Here is a 19438-nt window from a genome sequence, read left to right on the forward strand (position 1 = left end):
CCCTTGCCCGCCGACATCGACCTGGCCGCCTACCGGATCGTGCAGGAGGCGCTGACCAACGTGGTACGCCACGCGGGCACCGGGCACTGCAGGGCGACCGTCGGCTACGGGGACGAGGAACTGTCCATGGAGGTCGTGGACGACGGGCGCGGCGCTTTTGGGCCCGGCCCGGGTCACAGCTTCGGCATCATCGGGATGCGGGATGCGGGATGCGGGAGCGGGCCGGGCTGCTGCACGGCCGGCTCAGCGCCGGGCCGCGGCCCGGGGGCGGTTTCCGGGTGGTGGCACGGCTACCCCTTCCCGAGACCGCGGCAGCCGCGGGGGCGGGCCGGTGAGCGCTGAGCGGCGGACGGCGTTCCTGGCTCCATTCCCGGAAACAGCGAGGTCAGGAGGCGTGTGGTGGTGACACCACCCGGGGCGGTGTAGGGGCAGCCCCCGGTCCGGTCCGGTGACTGGCAGGCTGTTTCGGCAAGGCCGCCGTTCCCAGACTCGTCTGCATGACGATTTCCACCGACACCTCCGTCACGGCGGGAGCGCCTGCCGCCCGTGCCCGTACGTCCGGCGCGGGAGCGTCCGGCTCCGAAGCCGGCAGCGACTTCGCCCGGCTGTCCCGGCGTATCACCGAAGCGGGTCTGCTCGAGCGGTGCACCGGCCACTACAGGGCACGGCTCGGTCTGGTGATCGCGCTGCTGGCCGCGGGCTGGGGCGCCTTCCTCGCGCTCGGCGACAGCTGGTGGCAGCTGGCGGTGGCCGCCTTCCTTGCGCTCATGTTCGGCCAAATGGCCCTGGTGTCCCACGACTTGGCACACCGTCAGGTCTTCCGGAGCGCCCGGAGGAGCGAGACCTGGGGCCGGCTCTTCGGCAATCTGGGGATCGGCATGAGCTACGGCTGGTGGATGAACAAGCACACCCGCCATCACGCCAACCCCAACCACGAGGAACTCGACCCCGATGTCTCCCCGGACATCCTGGTGTGGTCCACCGAGCAGGCCCGCAGCAGCCGGGGCCTGGCCCGGCTCATCGGCGGCCACCAGGCCCTGCTGTTCTTCCCGCTGCTGACGCTCGAGGGGTTCAACCTGCATGTCGCGAGCGTCCGGGCGCTGCGCTCACCGTCGATGAAGAAGCGGCTGCTGGAGGGCGCCCTGCTCATCCTGCACATCGCGGCCTATGTGTCCGTGCTGTTTCTGGTGCTCTCCCCCGGCAAGGCGCTGGCGTTCCTCGCCGTGCACCAGTGTCTCTTCGGTGTCTACCTCGGCTGCACCTTCGCTCCGAACCACAAGGGCATGCCCACGCTCAGCGGTGACGAGCGGCCCGACTTCCTGCGCCGCCAGGTGCTCACCTCCCGCAACGTGCGCGGCGGCCGGCTCACCGACGTACTGCTCGGCGGGCTCAACTACCAGATCGAGCACCACCTGTTCCCGAGCATGCCCACCCCTCATCTGCGCCGGGCCCAGGTCGTCGTGCGCGCCTACTGCGCGGAGATCGGTGTGCCGTACCACGAGACGGGACTCATCCAGTCGTACCGCGAGGCCCTCGCCCATATGCACCGCGTGGGGGAACCCATCAGGCGGCAGCGCAAGGCGGTCTGACGAGCGTCCAGCGCACCACCCTCGCCCGCCCCGCGCCCGCTACGCCGCCGTACTCGTCAGGCAGGTGCGGCCGTGGTGCCGCGTACGACGAGGTGCGGGGTGAGGACGACCTCGCGAGGCTCGGTGCGGTCCTGGTCGAGGCGCTCCACGGCCGCGGTCACCGCGTGCCGGGCCTGCTCCCGGGCGCCCTGGCTGACGGTGGTGAGGTTGAAGCAGCTCAGCCGGGCGAGCGTATCGTCGTCGTAGCCGGCCACGGACACCTGGCCGGGGACGGCGACACCGGCGCGGGTCAGCGCCGCCAGCACACCGATGGCGCACTGGTCGTTGAACGCGACCACGGCGGTGGGCAGTCGGGAGCCGTCGAGCAGGTGCCGGGCCGCACGCTCACCGCTCGCCTCGGTGTTGTCTCCGGTGAGGATCCTGACCTGGTCGGCCAGGCCGTGACGGCGCATGGCCGTGCGATAGCCGCGGCGCCGGTCGGTGGCGATGACCCCCTTGCCGCCGTCGACGTAGGCGATCTCGCGGTGTCCGAGCCCGACGAGGTGATCGGTCACCTGGCCCACGCCGTCGTCGTCCGCTGTCCGCACGACGTCCAGCGCGGCGCCGGCGATCCGGCTGCCGACGGCGATCACGGGAGCCTTGCCGTCGAGCGCGGTGAGCGCGTCGGCCGGCATGGTCGGGCCGAGCAGGATCAGTGCCTCACTGCGGAAGGCCAGCAGGGTCTCCACCGCGGTCTGCTCGTCGCGGGTGCGGGTGAGCGTGCTCAGGACGAGGTCGTAGCCGACCTCCTCGGCCGCTGTGTGCAGATGCTCGACCAGGTCGGCATGGAAGGGGCTGTGGATGTCGACCATGACGCCGAGCAGCCGGCTGCGCCTGCTGGCCAGCGTGCTGGCGGTGCGGTCCACCTGGTAGCCGAGATCCGCGGCGGCCTTGAGGACACGCTGACGGGTCCGCTCACTGGGGCCGGGGACACCGCGCAGCACCAGGGACACCGATGCCGTGGACACGCCGACCCGGGCGGCGACGTCCTCGAGCCTGGGGCGTTTGCGCGCGCCGTTGCGGTGACGCACGGAAGCGTCGTCGTCCACTTGTGCCTCCCCGCGGCGGATTCTCCTGTTGCAACACCCATGACGCCCTCGTGAAAACAAGGCCGATGGTACCAGCACTTAAATCGCTTTAAGTCGTTTTACACCGTGCCTTCGGGACGGCTTGCGCAGAAGCGGGACGGTGGCATGCCGAAGGCCCGGGTGAAGGCGGCCGTCAGTGCGGCGGGCGAGGCGTAGCCGAGGCGGCCGGAGACCTCGGTGACCGATGCCGTGCGCAGCAGCGGGACGGCGGCGAGCAGCCGCGCCCGGGTGCGCCACACCGCCGGGCTCTCGCCGGTCTGCGCACGGAATCGCCGGGTGAAGGCCCGTTCGCTCATGGCCGTCCGCGCGGCCCAGTCGGCGTTGGTGACGCCGGCGTCCGGGGCGGCCAGGTAGGCGCGGCACAGCTCCGCGAGGTCGGGGGTGGCGGGGATCGCCACGTGGAACGGGAGCGGGGCGCGTGCCGCTATCTCGTGCAGCAGGAGCGCGACGAGGCAGCCGTCGCGGCCGGAGAGGCTGTAGTCGGCCTCGAACTCGACGGCGGCCAGGAGCAGTTCGCGCAGCAGCGGGGGAACGTCGACGACCATGCAGGTGGCGGGCCACCAGGGCACGGCACCGGGTTCGATGTACAGGCTGCGGGTGCTCACCCCGTCCATGCGGACCCGGTGCCGGGTGGCGGCCGGGATCAGCACGGCCCGCTCGGGCGGCACGGTCCAGGTGCCCCCGGGAGTGTCGACGACCATGACGCCGGTGGCGCCGTGGAGGAACTGTGCCCGCCGGTGCTCGTGCCAGTCGAGGAGCCGTCCGGTCGGGTAGTCGGTGCCGATCGGCAGGACGGCTCGGTCGACGTGGTCGTAGTCGGCCAGGGAGACGTGCTTCACCCGGTCCACTCTATGGCCGTCTCTCGAAGGAATCGTGCCGACCATCGCATGCGGGAAGCCCGGTCCGGCTGGTGGAGTGGCTGCCGTGAACGTGATGGCACTTCTTGGTATCGGGCTGGTCACCGGGGCGACGACCGTGTTGTTCGGATTCGGCGGCGGGTTCGTCGCGGTTCCGGTCGTGGTGTGGGCGAACGCCGCCCTCGGCGCGGACGCGATCCGGGTGGCCACGGCCACCTCGGCCCTGGTGATGCTGGTGAACGCGGGGTTCGCCACGGCCGTCACTGCGCGTCGTGCGCTGTCCGCGCTGCGCGGCAGCGGGGCGCTGCTGCTTCTGCTGGCGGCCGGCGGCGCGGCCGGTGCGCTCGCCACCCGCCACGCCCCCGCCGGTTCCGCCCGCTGGGGGTTCGTCGCGTACGTCGCCCTCACCATCGGTGATCTGCTGCTGCGCCCCGGTTTCCTGCGTCCGCGCGCGCAGCCGGGGACGGCCGGCGGGGTACGGCGTCCGCTGCCGCCCGTGCTCGGGGCTCCGATCGGCGCGGTGGCCGCCTTCCTCGGTGTGGGCGGCAGTGTCATGACCGTGCCCGCGCTGCGCCGGGCCGGTCACCCGATGCGGGTGGCGACCACGCTGGCCAACCCGCTCACCCTCGCCATCGCGCTGCCGGCCACCGTGCTCTGCCTGTGCGGCAGCGCGGGCGTGGCCGCCGGGCGGACGGACCCGCACCTGGTGGGTCTGGTCGACGTCCGCGCGGCGGCAGCACTGCTCCTCGGTGCCCTGCCCGTCATCGTGGTCCTGCGCCGACGCCCGCCGCGCATCCCCGACCGCACCCACGCCTGGGCGTATCTCGGGCTGCTCGGCGTCGTGGAGGCGGCGATGCTGCTGGCGGGCTGAGTGTGCGGGGCGTCCGGTCAGCGGGCGGCGAGGAGTTCGAGGGTGTCGATCACCCGGTTCGAGAAGCCCCACTCGTTGTCGTACCAGGCGACCACCTTGACGTGCCGGCCGTCCACACGGGTGAGGGCCGAGTCGAAGATCGAGGAGGCCGGGTTGCCCGTGATGTCGGACGACACGAGCGGGTCGTCCGAGTACTCGAGGATGCCGGCCAGCGGCCCCTGTGCCGCGGTGCGGTAGGCCTCCAGCACGTCGTCACGGGTGACGTCGCGGCCGACGGTGGTGTTGAGTTCCACGATCGAGCCCACCGGAACGGGCACGCGGATGGAGTCGCCGGACAGCTTGCCGTCGAGGTTCGGCAGTACGTGGCCGATCGCCTTGGCGGCGCCCGTCGTGGTCGGCACGATGTTGACCGCGGCGGCACGGGCACGCCGGGCGTCGCGGTGCGGGCCGTCCTGGAGGTTCTGTTCCTGGGTGTAGGCGTGCACCGTGGTCATGAACCCATGCTCGATTCCTGCGAGTTCGTCCAGGACCGCGGCGAGCGGTGCGAGGGCGTTGGTGGTGCAGGAGGCGTTCGAGACGATCGTGTGCAGGGCCGGGTCGTAGGCGTCGGTGTTGACCCCGAAGGCGAGGGTGACGTCGGCGCCGTCCGACGGGGCGCTGACGAGCACCTTCCGGGCGCCCGCGTCGAGGTGCGCGCGGGCGGCCTTGGCCGAGGTGAAGCGGCCGGTGGCCTCCAGCACGATCTCCACGCCGAGTTCGGCCCAGGGCAGCCGCTCCGGTTCGCGTTCGGCGAGCACCTTGATACGGCGGCCGTCCACGACGAGGTCGTCGCCGTCGGCGGCCACCGGGCGGCCGAGCCGGCCGGCCGTGCTGTCGTAGGCGAGGAGCCGGGCCAAAGCCGCGGGCTCGGCGAGGTCGTTGACGGCGACGACCTCGAGTTCGCTGTCGCGTTCCAGCAGCGCGCGCAGCACGTTGCGTCCGATGCGGCCGAATCCGTTGATGGCGATGCGCGTCACGAGTGGTGTCCCTCCGGGTGTTCACTGCGGGTCACCAACAGCGTCGCGTGTCGCGTGCAGGCCTGGCCGTGTCCGGAGCGCCATGGTTCGCAAGGATCGCGCCAGCCCCGCTGCTACTCGCCCCGGGTGAAGGTGCGCCGGTACTCGCTCGGGGTGGTCCCGAGGATCTGCTGGAAGTGCATCCGCAGGTTCGCGCCGGTGCCGAGGCCGACGTCGACGGCGATCTGCTCGACGCTGCGCTCCGAGCGCTCCAGCAGCTCACGGGCCAGGTCGACGCGGGCTCGCATGACCCACTGCATCGGTGTGTATCCGGTGTCCTCGACGAAGCGCCGGGAGAACGTGCGCGGGGAGACCGCCGCGTGCCGGGCGAGCGCGGCGAGGGTCAGGGGTTCGCCGAGCCGGTGCAGGGCCCATTCGCGGGTCGCGGCGAACCGTTCGCCGAGCGGCTCGGGGACGCTGCGGGGTACGTACTGGGCCTGGCCGCCGCTGCGGTAGGGGGCGGCGACCAGGCGCCGGGCGGCGTGGTTCGACGCGGCGACGCCGAGGTCACCGCGCAGGATGTGCAGGCACAGGTCGATGCCGGAGGCGGCGCCGGCCGAGGTCAAGACGCTGCCCTCGTCGACGAACAGCACGTTCTCGTCCACCTGGATCAGCGGATGCTTGGCTGCGAGCGCCCGTGTGTAGTGCCAGTGGGTCGTCGCGCGTCTGCCGTCGAGCAGGCCGGTGGCGGCGAGGGCGAAGGCGCCCGTGGAGATGGCGGCGAGCCGCGCTCCCCGGGCGTGGGCGGCGAGCAGCGCGTCGATCACGGCCCGCGGCGGGTCGTCCCGGTCCGGGGAGCGGTAGCCGGGGATGAAGACGATGTCGGCCCAGACGAGCGCGTCGAGACCGTGGGCGACGTGGTACGACAGTCCGTCGCCGCCGGTCACGAGTCCGGGCGCCGCGCCGCACACCCGCACCTCGTACGGCATGCTCGCCCGGGTGGTGAACACCTGCGCGGGGATGCCGACGTCGAGCGGCTTCGCGCCGTCGAGGACGAGGACGGCGACGCGGCGCAGGCGGGAGGCGGGCACGGCGACCAGGGTACGAGAGGCGCGGGCGAGGCCGGCCGCCGCGTCCGGGTGGGGTCAGTCGCCCGTCCTGCGCAGGACGAGGCAGACGAAGCCGAAGACGTCGCGGTAGCCGCGCAGCCATTCCTCGCGGTGGTCCGCGGCCGTCGCGAGCGCCTCCTCGGCGTCCGGGTCGTCCGGGTGGTCGAGGGCCCAGGACGCCAGTGATCCGGTCCAGGACCACTCGTAGTCGTCCAGTTCCTGACGTGTGCTCACATGCCCGTACACCGGGGTCCAGCCAGCGGCGGCCACCCGGTCCACGGTCGTGCGCAGGTCGGCGAAGTCGCCGAGCATCTTGATCGCTTCCTGGCTGGGTTCGCGCTCCCAGATGCCCTCGCCGACGAGGACACGGCCGCCGGGGGCCAGCTGGGTGCGCACCGCAGCCAGGGTGGGCAGCAGCCCGCCGAAGGCATGTGCCGCGCCCACGCTGAGTACGAGGTCGAAGGAGTGCGCGGAGCGGAAGACCGCGGCGTCCTTGCGGTGCAGGGTGAGGCGGTCCTGTACGCCGAGTTCCGCGGCGCGTGCACCGGCCCGTGCCAGGGCGCCGTCGGAGAGGTCCACTCCGTCGGCGCGCACGCCCGGGTAGGTGCTCAGGGCGCGGACCAGCCATTCGCCGGTTCCGCAGCCGAGGTCGAGGAGCCGGGCGTCGGGGCGGTGGATGCTGCGCCGGAGCAGCCGGTGCACGGACTCGTCGCAGACGGGGGCGGCGATCGGGTGGTCGCCATGGGCGAGGCGGGAGATCAGGTCACGGTCCACCCTGTGAGCATGCCAGCCGGGCCCGCCGTTTCCGTGACGTGGTTTCGGCGCGTCGGGTGACACACAGCCGTCGCCGCCCGTCGCGGCAGTGTGCCCCGCCGGTGGAGGACCGACGGGGCACACTGCTCGGGGCGTACGACCGCTGAGCGGGATCAGTCCGTGCCGGCCTCCATCGCGGCGCGGTCGAGCAGCACGTCCTCTTCCTCCGGGGCCTCGCCGCGCGAGGCGATCGCCTCGGCGCCGCCGTGGGCCATCGCGCCGATCAGACCCGTCGAGGCCGCCTGGGCCGCCCCGATCAGCGCCGGGTGCTCGCTGCCGACCATGCCCAGGCCCGCGTACTGCTCCAGGCGTGCGCGGGAGTCGGCGATGTCGAGGTTGCGCATGGTGAGCTGGCCGATGCGGTCGGACGGGCCGAACGCCGAGTCCTCGGTGCGCTCCATGGACAGCTTGTCCGGGTGGTAGCTGAACGCCGGGCCCGTGGTGTCCAGGATCGAGTAGTCCTCGCCGCGCCGCAGCCGCAGCGTCACCTCGCCGGTGACCGCCACGCCGACCCAGCGCTGCAGCGACTCACGGATCATCAGCGCCTGCGGGTCCAGCCAGCGGCCCTCGTACATCAGGCGGCCGAGCTTGCGGCCCTCGCTGTGGTACTGGGCGAGGGTGTCCTCGTTGTGGATCGCGTTGACCAGCCGCTCGTAGGCCGCGTGCAGCAGGGCCATGCCGGGGGCCTCGTAGATGCCGCGGCTCTTGGCCTCGATGATCCGGTTCTCGATCTGGTCCGACATGCCGAGGCCGTGCCGGCCGCCGATGGCGTTGGCCTCCATCACCAGCTCGACCGGGGAGGCGAACTCCTTGCCGTTGATCGTCACCGGGCGGCCCTGGTCGAAGCCGATCGTCACGTCCTCGGCGAGGATCTCGACCGTGGGGTCCCAGAACCGCACGCCCATGATCGGCTCAACGGTCTCCACGCCGTTGTCCAGGTGCTCCAGGGTCTTCGCCTCGTGGGTGGCGCCCCAGATGTTCGCGTCCGTCGAGTAGGCCTTCTCCGTGCTGTCGCGGTACGGCAGACCGTGCGCGAGCAGCCACTCCGACATCTCCTTGCGGCCACCCAGTTCGGTCACGAAGTCCGCGTCCAGCCAGGGCTTGTAGATCCGCAGATGCGGGTTGGCGAGCAGGCCGTAGCGGTAGAACCGCTCGATGTCGTTGCCCTTGAAGGTGGAGCCGTCGCCCCAGATCTGCACGTCGTCCTCGAGCATCGCCCGCACCAGCAGGGTGCCGGTGACGGCGCGGCCGAGGGGCGTGGTGTTGAAGTAGGCACGCCCGCCGGAGCGGATGTGGAACGCACCGCACGCGAGCGCGGCCAGCCCCTCCTCGACCAGGGCCGCGCGGCAGTCGACCAGGCGCGAGATCTCCGCACCGTAGGTCGCCGCACGGCCCGGCACCGAGGCGATGTCGGGCTCGTCGTACTGGCCGATGTCGGCGGTGTAGGTGCACGGGACGGCACCCTTGTCGCGCATCCACGCGACGGCGACCGAGGTGTCGAGGCCGCCGGAGAAGGCGATGCCGACGCGCTCGCCGACCGGAAGGGAGGTGAGGACCTTGGACATAGGAAGAGTATGCACTATTCCGTATGGCCATGCATAGCCCAGATGCCGATCGGTGTCGAACCGGCCCCCTCTCAGTCACCCGGCCCCCTCTCGGCCCCTTCGGCCTTCCAGCCGGACAGCTCGATGACGCGCGCAGGAGCAGACCGGCCGTCGCGCCGTCACACCGGTTCCGGCGCACCGGGCCCGGTCATGCGGAAGGGCTCCCGGCGACGGCAGCGGCGAGGGCCAGCGCCTGCGTCACGGCTGCGGGGATGTCGGTGACCGGGAAGAGGGCGTGCCGTACCGTCCGGTCGGGTCCTACGACGAGGAGGAGACGTTTGATGCGCAGGTGCTGTCCGGCCCGGAAGGTCGGCAGGCGCAGGGCCGCGGTGAGCTGGAGCTGGGCGTCGGACAGCAGCGGGAAGGGCAGGTCCTCGGCCCGGGCGAAGGTGGCCTGTTCCTCGGGTGTCTGGGTGCTCACGCCGTGCACGGCGATCCCCGCGGCCTCGAACTGCGGCCAGGCGGCGCGGAATTGGCGGTTCTCCAGGGTACAGCCGCCGCTGCCCGGGACCGGGGGTCCGGCCAGGTCGGCCGGGACACCGGGGATGCCGGCCGCCGGGTAGGCGAACAGCACCGTCGGGCGGGGTCCGGCGGCCACCGGGTCGTGGGCGCGGCCGTCGGTCCCGGGCAGGCACAGACCGGCGGGGACGCTCTCACCGACGAGCGACGCGACCCGCTGGGCCTCGGCCCCGCCACCGGGGACCTCGCCGGTGAGCGTGCCGTCGCCGAGCAGCCAGCGGTCGGCCCAGTCCTGGAGCGCCACCAGCACGGGCACCAGGCCGCGGCCCTGTTCGGTCAGGACGTACTCGTAACGGGGCGGCCGGTCCTGGTACCGGCGTCGCTCCAGCACCTGATGTTCGGTCAGGGTGCGCAGCCGCTCGGTGAGGATCTTGCGGGAGACGCCCAGTTCACCGGCGAGCCGGTCGAAGCGCACATGGCCGCGGGCGATCTCCCGCAGGACGAGCAGGCTCCACCAGTCCCCCACCACCGCCGCGGCCTGTGCGATGCCGCAGGCGTCGTCGGCCACCCGCCGTGCACTCATCCTCGCGCTCCCCAGGCACACCACGAAATCCATTGACAGGCTGTTGAACACCCATAGTAGGTTCCCATTCGAAACCCAGTGAGTATCGAAAGGGAACTGACTTGTCCCAGCAGACGTGGACCGCCGTCGACGACTACTTCAACGGTCTGCTCGTACCGGAGGACGACGCCCTGCTCTCGGCCGCCGGTGACGGCGACTCGGCAGGGCTGCCGCCGATCCAGGTGGCCCCGAACCAGGGCAAGCTGCTGAACCTGCTCGCCAGGATCAGGGGCGCCCGCAGGATCCTGGAGATCGGCACCCTGGGCGGTTACAGCACCATCTGGCTCGCCCGGGCCCTGCCGGACGACGGCCGCCTGGTCACGCTCGAGAGCGACCCGCACTACGCCGCCGTCGCCGCGGCCAACATCGCCCGTGCCGGGCTGGACCATGTCGTCGACATCCGTGTCGGCAGGGCGCAGGACTCGCTGCCCCTGCTCGCCGCCGAAGAGGCCGGACCGTTCGACCTGGTCTTCATCGATGCCGACAAGCCCGCCAACCCGGAGTACCTGAAGTGGTCCCTCGAGCTGACCCGGCCGGGGAGCGTCATCGTCGGCGACAACGTCGTCCGCGACGGCGCGGTCACCGACGCGGCGAGCGACGACCCGCGCGTCCAGGGCGTGCGCCGGTTCACCGAACTCATCGCCGAGCACCCCAAGCTGGCCGCGACCACGCTCCAGACGGTCGGCAGCAAGGGCTACGACGGCTTCACCCTCGCGCTTGTGACGGAGTGACCGGGGAGCCGGGCGACAAGCGCGACGGCCGACCGCGTGGGCGAGTGACCGGCGGGACGGCGGCGTCTCCCCGTCCCGCCCAGAAGTCCGGTGTCAGCTGCCGGTCAGCAGCCGTCGGACGACGTATCCGGCGGAGTCCACGCCGGAGCTTCCCCCTTCGACCAGCGCCGCGACCGAGACGCGGGAGCCGTAGGCGGTCAGCCAGCCGTTGGTGTGGTCGCCTTCCTCCGCGGTGCCTGTCTTGGCGCCGACGCCGGCCAGCCCGCCGAGGCGCGGAGCCGCCGTACCGCTGGTGGCGACGTCGCGCATCATCGACTGGAGACGGCCGGCCGTGCGGGCGGACAGGGGCCGTGGCGCGTTGTCCTGGTGCTGTCCGGGCAGGATGACCGGCTGTTCGAAGCCGGCGTTGCGGACGGTCGCCGCCACGGAGGCCATGAACAGCGGGGTGGCCGTGACCTTGCCCTGGCCGATGAACTGGGCCGCCTGGTCGCCGCCCTGCACGTCCGCCGGGATGCTCGGGTCGGTGGTGGCGACCCCGCCGCCGATGGACCAGCTGCCCATGCCGAAGACGTTCACGGCCTCGTCGTGCAGGGCGGAGGCGTCGCCGTCGTGCACCAGCTCGTGGAACCCGTCCTTGATGAAGGCGGTGTTGCACGACACGGTGAACGCCTGGGCGAGGGAGGAGCCGGGGTCGGCCCGCACTCCGGGGTCGTTGTGGAACAGCTGACTGTTGGCGACCACCGAGTCCGTGCAGGGTGCCGGGCTGCTCGGGGTGAGTCCCGCCCGGTCGAAGAGGGCCGCCGCGGTGATGATCTTCATGGTGGAGCCGGGCGACTTGATGCCGTTGATGGCGATGTCCCCGTCCCCGCCCGTGTGCGCGATCGCCAGGATGTGACCGTTGCGCCAGTCGAGCGCGACGGTTCCTGCGGGCTTGCCCTGGAGGTGGGCGTCCTTCACCGCGTCCTCGGCCACCGCCTGGAGCCCGGCGTCGATGGTCGTCCGGATCACCGGAGCCCGTCCCTTGGTGAAGACCTGCAGCGTCTGTACGGCCGCACCGCCGCCGTCGACCACGGCCACACCCGTGTCGGCGCTGCCGCCGGCGGGCTCCGCGTTCTTGCGGATCGTCGCCGTGATGTCCCGCAGGGACGCGAAGGCGGACAGATCGGTCTTGCCGTCGTCGGCGACCACCTTCGTCGCGCCGGGGTCGGCGGGCAGCTTGCCCGCGATCAGCGACTGGCCGTCGCCCATGCCCGGGTAGAGCACCGAGTTGTTCCAGTGCACCGCCAGCGGGCCGTGCGTGCCCTTCAGCACCGCGACCGCGCTGGGGTAGGTCCAGGTGCCGCCCGCCACCTGGGCGGTGACCGCGAAGGTGACCTTCGTGGCGCCCGGCGTCACCGCCGAGGGCCCCGCGGAGAGGATGCGGTCGAACGACAGCTTCTTCAGGTGGAGGCCGTCGGCGTAGTCCCGCAGCGCCTGCGAGGCGGCGTCCGGCGCGTCGGTGTCGCTCGCCGCGCCGTCGAGGTGACTGCGGGACCAGCTGTCCAGGAACGCGCGGGTGAGCTTCACCGCCTCGGCGCCCGACGGCGGCGCGCTCGACAGTTCCGCCGCGTCGAAGGTGCTCCCCTGCGCGGGCTTGGCGTCACCCGCGGAGCCCGAGGTCAGGCCCTGGACCAGGTTGTAGGTACCGATTCCCCCGAGAGCGAGCAGCGCGGTGCAGGTACCGGCAAGGCCGATCTTCACAGCTCTGTTCATACGCAGAATCGTATGTACATTCCATGGAGATACCTGCCGGTCTTCGGCGGATCGTTATCGGACCGACAAGCAGCGGCTTCCCCAAGTTCCGTCGGACTCCGGGGATTTGGGCCGTCTGCCCGCTGCTGCCGCCCGCCGTGGAGTCGGCGGCCGGCAGTCCGCCGGGTGCGGTGGGCGCGGCCACGTCCGCTGAGGAGTAGACGACCCTAGAGACATCGGAGGTGTCTGGGCAGCAAGCACCGCTGCAGTCATTGACAGTTCCACAAGGCGTCCCTACGTTCCCCGATACACCCGATGTTTCGATGAACCGTCAGGTTTGGGAGAGCAACGATGACCTCGCAGCCGGAGAAACGTTCGCCGGTCCCCCGCAGATCCGTGCTCGGCACCGCACTCGGCGGAGCGGCGGTGGCGGCACTGCCCGGAACCGCCCACGCCGGACAGCCGGTTCAGCCAGGCCGGTCGGTCCAGTCGGCGCGAAAAGTGCGGTCGGGAGCACCCTCGGGGCGGCCCTGGCGACTGCGCGACACCATGACCACCGACAGCTCGTGGCAGCGTTTCCTGCGCGGCCAGGACCTGTTGTGGACCAAACTGCCGACGCTCTGGTACGAGGGCCCGTTCCTCGGCGACGGGCTGCTCGGCAGCATGGTCTACCAGGAGCCCGGCGCCAACCGGATCCGTTTCACCGTTCAGCACGGCCGCGTCCAGGACCACCGCCCCGAGTTCGGCAGCGGCTGGGGCACCTGCCGGTTGCCGGTGGGGCACCTGACACTCGATCCGGTCGGCACCATCACCGCCGTCGACTGGCGCCTGAGTCTGTACGACGCCGAGCTGACCGGCACCGTCACCACGACCGCCGGCACGCTCACCCTCTCCGCGCTCATCCACGACGAGGTCTTCGCCACCCGCGTCACGGCCTCCGCCGGCGAGGAGGTCACCTGGACCTTCCACCCCGAGGAGGCACTCAGCCCCCGGCACCTCAGCGAGGCCCCGCCCACCGGGTACACCGCCAACCCGCCCTGGACCACACGGACCACCGCCGACGGCACGGAGCAGGTGCTCCAGCCCCTGACCGGCGGCGGCGGAACCGCGACCGCGTACCGCCGCTCCGGCGACGCACTCCTGCTCAGCGTCGGACACGGCTTTCCCTCCGGCACGGCCGCCGAGGCCGACTCGCTGCAAAACCTCCGGCGCGCCCCGTCGTACGAAGTGCTCCGGCAGCGGCACACGAACTGGTGGCACGCGTTCTACCGGAAGAGCTTCGTGTCGTTCCCCGACCAGAGGCTGCAGAGCTTCCACTGGATCCAGCTCTACAAGGTGGCCTCCGCCAGCCGCGCGGGCGGCCCGGTGATGGCCACGTCCGGACCGTGGCTGGAGCCCACACCCTGGCCCGCCGTCTGGTGGAACCTCAACGTCCAGCTGGAGTACTGGCTCATCCAGGGCTTCAACCACCCCGAACTCGACTCGCTCGCCACCACGTTGCGGCAGAACCAGGAACAGCTTGCCGCCAACGTGCCCGCCGCCTACCGCACGGACAGCTCAGGCGTCGGCCGCAGCTCCGACATGTTCGCCGACCGTGCGGTGGGGCAGCCGGGCACCGGCGCCGAGACCGGCGACCTCACCTGGGCGCTGCACAACGTGTGGCTGTCGTACCGGCACTCGATGGACTCGTCCCTGCTGCGCGACACGATCTACCCGGTGCTGCGCCGGGCGATCAGCTATTACCTTCACTTCCTCGCTCCGGGCAGCGACGGCAAGCTGCACCTGCCGAGCACGCTCTCGCCCGAGTACCCCATCGTGCCGCCGCAGGACACCAACTACGACCTGGCCCTGATCCGCTGGGGCTGCCAGACTCTCATCGAGTCAGCCCAACTCCTGGGCATCGACGATGAGTTGAAGCCGCGCTGGCAGGAGGTGCTGGCCCGGCTCACGCCGTACCCGACCGACGACGACGGCTTCATGATCGGCGCCGGCACCCCCTACAGCCAGTCCCACCGGCACTACTCGCACCTTCTGATGGTGTACCCGCTGTACCTCGTCAACTGGGACCAGCCCGAGCACCGGGACCTGATCACCAAGTCGGTGGCGCACTGGCACGCACTGACCGGCGCGCACCGGGGCTACAGCTACACCGGCGCCGCCTCGATGTACGCGATGACCGGCGACGGCGACACGGCGATCGCGTACCTGCGGAAGTTCTTCGACCCCGCCACCCGCTACCCCTGCCGCGCCAACACGCACTACACGGAGGCGGGCCCGGTCATCGAGACACCGCTGTCCGCCTCGCAGTCCCTGCACGACATGTTCTGCCAGAGCTGGGGCGGCACCGTCCGCGTCTTCCCGGCCGTGCCGTCCGCGTGGGCGGACGTGACCCTGCACAACTTCCGTACCCAGGGCGCCTTTCTGGTCAGCGCCGTCAGGTCGGCCGGGGCCACCCGGTTCATCCGGGTCAAGAGCCTGGCGGGCGAGCCGCTCAAGCTCCGGCACGGCCTCGGCGGGACCGTCACGACCGTGCTGGACGACGGGACACCAGCCCGCACCCAGGACCTCGGCGACGGCACCCTCGCCATCGACCTGCCCAAAGGCCGCGAGGTGCTCGTCCACTCCGGCTCCCGGCCCGACCTCGTCATCGCGCCCGTGGCCATCAGCGAGCCGGGCCCGGCGTGGGGCCTGCCGTAGTCCCATGTCGCATGGAGGGAGGTTCCAGCCGGTCAGGGCCGCGCTCACCGCTCTCCGCCTGGGGCCGGCAATCGGGTGTCCCGGTGCAACTACACCGGGATGCCCGGCAGTTCGACGGGACTTAGCCCCCGGACGAGCGCCCGGCTGCCTGACCGCCCGCGGTGACCGCCTTCAGTTCGGCGAGCGACTCCCGCGTCAGTTCCGCCAACACGCGTTCCTCGCCCGCCGCGATCCAGCGTTCGAAGGCGATCTTGAAGACGGCGACACCCGCCTCGGCAGCCAGGCTCGCGGTCGGCTCCGGCACGTCCCGGCGGCGCAGGGCGTCCGCGAGCGCGGCCGACAGGGAGGCGAGCTTGATCAGTTCGCGCTCCTGGAGTTCGGCGTTCGCCGTGATGACCGCATGCCGTTCGCGTGCGAAGTCGCGTCGGTCGGTGAACAGTTCGGCGACGGCGTACAGCCCTCGTGCCAGGGCATCGATCGGCGCCGCGGACTCCGGGGCCCCCGCGACCGCGCCGACGAACAGTTGCTCCAGCTCACCGGCCCCGGAGAACAGCACCTCGCGCTTGTCGGTGTAGTGCCGGAAGAACGTCCGTTCCGTGAGCCCGGCCCGCTTGGCGATCTCCGCCACGGTGGTCAGCTCGTACCCGCGCTCGCCGTACAGCTCCAGTGCTGCCTTCGCGAGGCGTCCGCGCGCGTCCGGCTCCCATCTACCCATGCGCCGCATCCTACGTGATGACAGCGACTGCCATCAGGTGTACCGTCTATGACAGTCACTGACATCGACTTTCTGGGGCTTCTCATGCGCATCTTCGTCACCGGCGCCTCCGGCTGGATCGGATCCGCCCTCGTTCCCGACCTCCTCGACGCCGGACACCAGGTCGTCGGGCTCGCCCGCTCCGAGGCCTCGGCCGCCGCGCTCGTCGAGGCCGGCGCCGAGGTGGTCCGAGGCACCGTCGACGACCTCGACGTCCTGCGCGAGGCGGCCGCCGCCTCGGACGGCGTGATCCACCTCGCCTTCAAGCACGACATCGCCTTCTCCGGCGACTTCCGGGGCGCCGCCGAGGCCGACCGCCGCGCCGTCGACGCCCTCGGTGAGGTGCTCGCCGGCACCGACCGCCCCCTCGTCCTCGCCTCCGGCGTGGCCGGCCTCGCGCCCGGCCGCCTGGCGACCGAGCGGGACATGCCGGTGATGGACGGCTCGCCGATCTCCGTCCGTGCGGCCACCTCCGTGGCGACGCTCGAACTCGCCCCGCGCGGCATCCGTTCCTGCGTGGTGCGGCTCTCCCCGACCTGTCACGGCGAGGGGGACAACGGATTCATGACGAGCCTGATCGCCGTCGCGCGTGACAAGGGCGTCTCCGGCTACATCGGCGACGGCTCCAACCGCTGGCCCGCCGTCCACCGCTTCGACGCCGCCCGGCTGTTCCGTCTGGCGGCCGAGAAGGCGCCCGCCGGCTCGGTGCTGCACGGCTGTGCCGAGGAAGGCGTCCCGCTGCGCGAGATCGCCGAAGTGATCGGCCGTCACCTCGGTGTGCCGGTGACATCGGTCGCCCCGGAGGCCGCGGCCGGGCACTTCGGCTGGCTGAGCGGCTTCGTCGGACTCGACGCCCCGATGTCGAGCACCTTCACGCGTGAGCTGCTGGACTGGCAGCCGACCCACCTCGGCCTGCTCGACGACCTCGACAAGGGCCACTACTTCCGCACGCCGGCCACCGCCGCCTGACCGGCCGCCCGGAGGGTCCGCCGTCGGTCGGACCCTCCGGGCAGGCCCAGGCGCTCCAGCCCGCCGGCCAGGCCGCCGCTCCGGGCCAACGCCCGGCAAGCGTGGGCAAGTAGACGGGCGGGGGTCATCGGCGGCGCGCCGTCCATGGACATCCCGGCGGTCCCGAAGAGCGCGCCCCTGGCACCCCGGTCGTCCACCCGGCCATCACGGCTCCTTGTGCAGGTGGCCTTCCGCCGAGGGGCTCAGATGTGCAGGGGCGGCAGGGAGGACAAGCCCGTGTCGCACATGATGTGGTCGATCGTCTCCGCGAGGGAACTCCCGGCTCCGATGACGGTCTCCACTCCCCCGGGCAGCACATCGCACGCCCGGTACCAGTCCCGGAGGTCGGCCTCACCGACCTGGCCGGCGAGCGGCTTGGTCACGTGGCGGGCGAGGGTCTCCTCGAACGGCACGTCGAGGTAGTAGCCATGGGTCGGCCCCCGGTGGTCGGCGCCCAGCCGGGTCAGCATGGCGCCGTAGCGGTCGGCGCTCAGGATGCCCTCCACGATCACGTGATAACCCGCGTCCAGGGCGTAGCGGGCGACGGTGTCGATCAGGCCGATGTTCGCCGCATCCGGCCGGTCCCGCTCGCGCAGTACGATCCGGCGCAGGTTGTCCTGCCCGACCAGGGCCAGACCGCGGCCGAACCGGTCTCGGACGCCTTCCGCGACGGACGACTTGCCCGAGGCGCTGTTGCCGCGCAGCACGATCAGCCTGGTGTGCTCGGTACCGACTCGCATGCGCCGCAGGCTACCGCTGCGCACGGACAGGGCCCATGACGTCCGCGAAGGCGATGTTGACGCAGGATCAATACCCGCCGATATTCGGTAAGTTGGCAGGCCGCCGGGCCGGCCGCTCCAGCGTCGGCGCAGGGACGGGTGGGAGGATCGGTGAGCGTGGTCGAGCTGATACTGGCGCTCGTGGTCGTCGGCGTGGCCGGCGTGGGGTGGCGGCTTGCCCGGTACCCCGGCGGCTGGCGTTACGCCTTCTCCGATGTCCATCGCGCCGACCGTCAGGACCTGGCCCGCACCCGCGCCGCCGTCCGTACGCTCCGGGGCACCGCGCGCCAGGAGGAGTCGGAGGCGCGGTCCCGGGTCGCGCAGGCCGAGCGGGCGTACGACCGCAGAATCGACACGCTGGAGCGGAAGCTGGCACAGCTCGAGCGGCCCGGCCGGGGGGCCTACGACTCCGGCCTCGGCGAGCTGACCCTGTACCGGCACGTCCTGCTGTTCAAGGGCAAGGAGATCCCCCTGGCGGGTCTGGGAGTGCGCTTCGAACTCGCAAGGAACACCGACACGATGTACATCCACCTCAAGCGGCCGGACGGGCGGGCGGAACTGTCCGAATTCGCACACGAGACGTTCCCCGAGGACCAGGTGCGGCGCTTCGGTGTCCGGATCGAGAACGCCGTCGCGGCGGAGAACACGTTGCGCGACCGGCGCCCGGAGACGATCCGCAGGACGAAGTCCGAGCTGCAGGACGCCCGGGCCGACACCGCTGACAAGGACCACGCCCGTGAGGCGCTGGAGCGGGTCAGGGCCCGGCACAGCGACAACCCGCGGCTGACGAAGGCCCTGGCCGAGCTGGAGGCGGCCCGCGACCGCTGGCGGCACCTGACCGGGCACCGCCCCCGCTGAGGTGCGGCTCACCCAGGCCGCTGCCGGTGCCGGTGCCGGTGCCCCGTGAACGGCTGCGGCGCGGTGGGGTTCAGCAGACGCAGGTACGTGTCGAGGTGCGCGGCCGCGCGCAGCATGGCGAGGCCCTGCGCGGTGAGTCTGCGCTGCCAGTCGTCGAGGGAGGCGGCCAGCGCGTCCGTGCCGCCCGCGGCCCGGATCTGCTGGACGACCGTGGCGATGTGGTCCAGCAGGTGGCCCCCGCGCCTGAGGAGGTGCGCCAGCTCGGCGTCGCGGACGTCGGCGGCGTCGTAGACGCGGTATCCGGTGGCCGGATCCCGGGAGGGGCTGAGGATGCCGGCCTCTTCCCAGCTGCGTACGGTCGCCGGGGTGACACCGAGCCGATGGGCGAGTTCGCCGACGGTCCGGGTGCCGGGTTCTGGTGCGGGCGCCGCAGCGGCGCCGGACTTCGCCGTCAGGTGGTCCACCGCCGTGCGCACCGCGCCGAGGGTGTCCCGGTCACGGAGCAGCCGGCTGTGGCCGCGGTCGATGATCGTCAGGGCGTCGTCGACGTCGTCCCGGTGCAGCGCGTTCATGATCTGGCCGCCGGCCGCGTGTCCGTACGCCGGGACGAGCGCGAGGAAGGTGCGGAGCGCGGCCGCGTGCACCTCGGTGTAGATCCGGTAGCCGCTCGGTGTGCGCTCGGCGGGAGGGAGGAACCCGTCGCGTTCGTAGTTGCGGACCGCCTGGGTCGAGATGCCGTGCTCGCGTGCGAGGTCGGCAGGTCGCATGGTGCTCACCGGTTGAGACTTTACAGCAGGGCCTGCCACAGGGAGCAGTACCAGTCTCTCTCCAAGT

The 19438-nt window shown here is 71.9% G+C and carries 18 protein-coding genes; 7 read left to right on the forward strand and 11 right to left on the reverse strand.

From position 1 onward, the window contains the following. The first annotated feature begins 3 nt into the window (after positions 1–3). Together A6P39_RS05650 and A6P39_RS05655 are read left to right on the forward strand one after the other, a co-directional pair. Positions 4–342 carry a sensor histidine kinase gene (locus A6P39_RS05650; protein ID WP_067051285.1) on the forward strand — a complete coding sequence of 113 codons (339 nt, stop codon included), beginning with the start codon at positions 4–6 and terminating at the stop codon, positions 340–342. A 155-nt stretch (positions 343–497) separates the two neighbouring features. After that, positions 498–1589: a fatty acid desaturase family protein gene (locus tag A6P39_RS05655; RefSeq protein ID WP_067051287.1), complete on the forward strand. Its 1092-nt coding sequence runs from the start codon at positions 498–500 to the stop codon at positions 1587–1589. A gap of 56 nt (positions 1590–1645) precedes the next feature. On the opposite strand, the gene A6P39_RS05660 is transcribed toward A6P39_RS05655, so the two are convergent. Next, positions 1646–2677 (reverse strand): LacI family DNA-binding transcriptional regulator, encoded by a 1032-nt coding sequence (locus tag A6P39_RS05660; RefSeq protein WP_067051289.1) that lies wholly within the window; start codon positions 2675–2677, stop codon positions 1646–1648. A gap of 98 nt (positions 2678–2775) precedes the next feature. Then, entirely contained in the window at positions 2776–3555 is a 780-nt protein-coding gene (locus A6P39_RS05665) for an AraC family transcriptional regulator (protein ID WP_067051442.1), read from the reverse strand. A gap of 85 nt (positions 3556–3640) precedes the next feature. Here A6P39_RS05665 and A6P39_RS05670 point away from each other — a divergent pair, with 85 nt between their 5' ends. Beyond that, positions 3641–4444, forward strand: coding sequence for a TSUP family transporter (locus tag A6P39_RS05670; RefSeq protein ID WP_199840905.1), 804 nt, complete (start codon positions 3641–3643; stop codon positions 4442–4444). Positions 4445–4461: 17 nt separating this feature from the next. On the opposite strand, the gene gap is transcribed toward A6P39_RS05670, so the two are convergent. The 5 genes from gap to A6P39_RS05695 all read right to left on the reverse strand — a co-directional run bounded on the left by gap (position 4462) and on the right by A6P39_RS05695 (position 10007). Continuing rightward, positions 4462–5460 (reverse strand): type I glyceraldehyde-3-phosphate dehydrogenase, encoded by a 999-nt coding sequence (gene gap / locus A6P39_RS05675; protein WP_067051291.1) that lies wholly within the window; start codon positions 5458–5460, stop codon positions 4462–4464. Positions 5461–5573: 113 nt separating this feature from the next. Continuing rightward, a complete protein-coding gene (locus A6P39_RS05680; RefSeq protein WP_067051293.1) occupies positions 5574–6530 on the reverse strand; it encodes a GlxA family transcriptional regulator in 957 nt (318 codons plus the stop codon). A gap of 54 nt (positions 6531–6584) precedes the next feature. After that, positions 6585–7322: an SAM-dependent methyltransferase gene (locus A6P39_RS05685; protein ID WP_067051296.1), complete on the reverse strand. Its 738-nt coding sequence runs from the start codon at positions 7320–7322 to the stop codon at positions 6585–6587. A 152-nt stretch (positions 7323–7474) separates the two neighbouring features. Then, the gene (gene argG / locus A6P39_RS05690; RefSeq protein WP_067051298.1) at positions 7475–8926 is read right to left on the reverse strand and encodes an argininosuccinate synthase; all 1452 of its coding nucleotides are present in this window, start codon (positions 8924–8926) and stop codon (positions 7475–7477) included. Between the two features lie 187 nt (positions 8927–9113). Then, complete coding sequence (locus A6P39_RS05695; protein WP_067051300.1) at positions 9114–10007, reverse strand: winged helix-turn-helix transcriptional regulator; 894 nt, start codon at positions 10005–10007, stop codon at positions 9114–9116. Between the two features lie 101 nt (positions 10008–10108). On the opposite strand from A6P39_RS05695, the gene A6P39_RS05700 reads away from it, so the two are divergent. Next, entirely contained in the window at positions 10109–10777 is a 669-nt protein-coding gene (locus A6P39_RS05700) for an O-methyltransferase (RefSeq protein WP_067051302.1), read from the forward strand. Between the two features lie 93 nt (positions 10778–10870). Here A6P39_RS05700 and A6P39_RS05705 read toward each other — a convergent pair whose 3' ends face one another. Next, on the reverse strand, positions 10871–12529 hold the full coding sequence (locus A6P39_RS05705) for a penicillin-binding transpeptidase domain-containing protein (RefSeq protein ID WP_067051304.1): 1659 nt from the start codon (positions 12527–12529) through the stop codon (positions 10871–10873). A gap of 330 nt (positions 12530–12859) precedes the next feature. Here A6P39_RS05705 and A6P39_RS05710 point away from each other — a divergent pair, with 330 nt between their 5' ends. Further along, positions 12860–15205 carry a glycosyl hydrolase family 95 catalytic domain-containing protein gene (locus tag A6P39_RS05710; protein WP_199840906.1) on the forward strand — a complete coding sequence of 782 codons (2346 nt, stop codon included), beginning with the start codon at positions 12860–12862 and terminating at the stop codon, positions 15203–15205. A 121-nt stretch (positions 15206–15326) separates the two neighbouring features. Here A6P39_RS05710 and A6P39_RS05715 read toward each other — a convergent pair whose 3' ends face one another. After that, positions 15327–15920, reverse strand: coding sequence for a TetR/AcrR family transcriptional regulator (locus tag A6P39_RS05715; RefSeq protein ID WP_067051306.1), 594 nt, complete (start codon positions 15918–15920; stop codon positions 15327–15329). Between the two features lie 84 nt (positions 15921–16004). Here A6P39_RS05715 and A6P39_RS05720 point away from each other — a divergent pair, with 84 nt between their 5' ends. Beyond that, entirely contained in the window at positions 16005–16928 is a 924-nt protein-coding gene (locus tag A6P39_RS05720) for an SDR family oxidoreductase (RefSeq protein ID WP_067051448.1), read from the forward strand. A gap of 242 nt (positions 16929–17170) precedes the next feature. Here the strand turns inward: A6P39_RS05720 and A6P39_RS05725 are convergent, their stop codons facing one another. Then, a complete protein-coding gene (locus tag A6P39_RS05725; RefSeq protein WP_067051310.1) occupies positions 17171–17707 on the reverse strand; it encodes an AAA family ATPase in 537 nt (178 codons plus the stop codon). Between the two features lie 156 nt (positions 17708–17863). On the opposite strand from A6P39_RS05725, the gene A6P39_RS05730 reads away from it, so the two are divergent. Further along, positions 17864–18604, forward strand: a complete 741-nt coding sequence (locus A6P39_RS05730) for a hypothetical protein (protein WP_067051312.1) — start codon at positions 17864–17866, stop codon at positions 18602–18604. Positions 18605–18612: 8 nt separating this feature from the next. On the opposite strand, the gene A6P39_RS05735 is transcribed toward A6P39_RS05730, so the two are convergent. Beyond that, complete coding sequence (locus A6P39_RS05735; RefSeq protein WP_199840910.1) at positions 18613–19371, reverse strand: TioE family transcriptional regulator; 759 nt, start codon at positions 19369–19371, stop codon at positions 18613–18615. Between the last annotated feature and the right edge of the window lie 67 nt (positions 19372–19438).

The organism is Streptomyces sp. FXJ1.172, from assembly GCF_001636945.3.
In the GTDB taxonomy this organism is placed as follows: Bacteria; Actinomycetota; Actinomycetes; order Streptomycetales; family Streptomycetaceae; genus Streptomyces.

Coding starts and splice junctions, on each gene's coding strand:
- A6P39_RS05695 (WP_067051300.1), bottom strand. CDS start 10,007: ATGAGTGCACGGCGGGTGGCCGACGACGCCTGCGGCATCGCACAGGCC.
- A6P39_RS05735 (WP_199840910.1), bottom strand. CDS start 19,371: ATGCGACCTGCCGACCTCGCACGCGAGCACGGCATCTCGACCCAGGCG.
- A6P39_RS05710 (WP_199840906.1), top strand. CDS start 12,860: ATGACCTCGCAGCCGGAGAAACGTTCGCCGGTCCCCCGCAGATCCGTG.
- argG (WP_067051298.1), bottom strand. CDS start 8,926: ATGTCCAAGGTCCTCACCTCCCTTCCGGTCGGCGAGCGCGTCGGCATC.
- A6P39_RS05720 (WP_067051448.1), top strand. CDS start 16,005: ATGCGCATCTTCGTCACCGGCGCCTCCGGCTGGATCGGATCCGCCCTC.
- A6P39_RS05655 (WP_067051287.1), top strand. CDS start 498: ATGACGATTTCCACCGACACCTCCGTCACGGCGGGAGCGCCTGCCGCC.
- A6P39_RS05705 (WP_067051304.1), bottom strand. CDS start 12,529: ATGAACAGAGCTGTGAAGATCGGCCTTGCCGGTACCTGCACCGCGCTG.
- A6P39_RS05715 (WP_067051306.1), bottom strand. CDS start 15,920: ATGGGTAGATGGGAGCCGGACGCGCGCGGACGCCTCGCGAAGGCAGCA.
- A6P39_RS05725 (WP_067051310.1), bottom strand. CDS start 17,707: ATGCGAGTCGGTACCGAGCACACCAGGCTGATCGTGCTGCGCGGCAAC.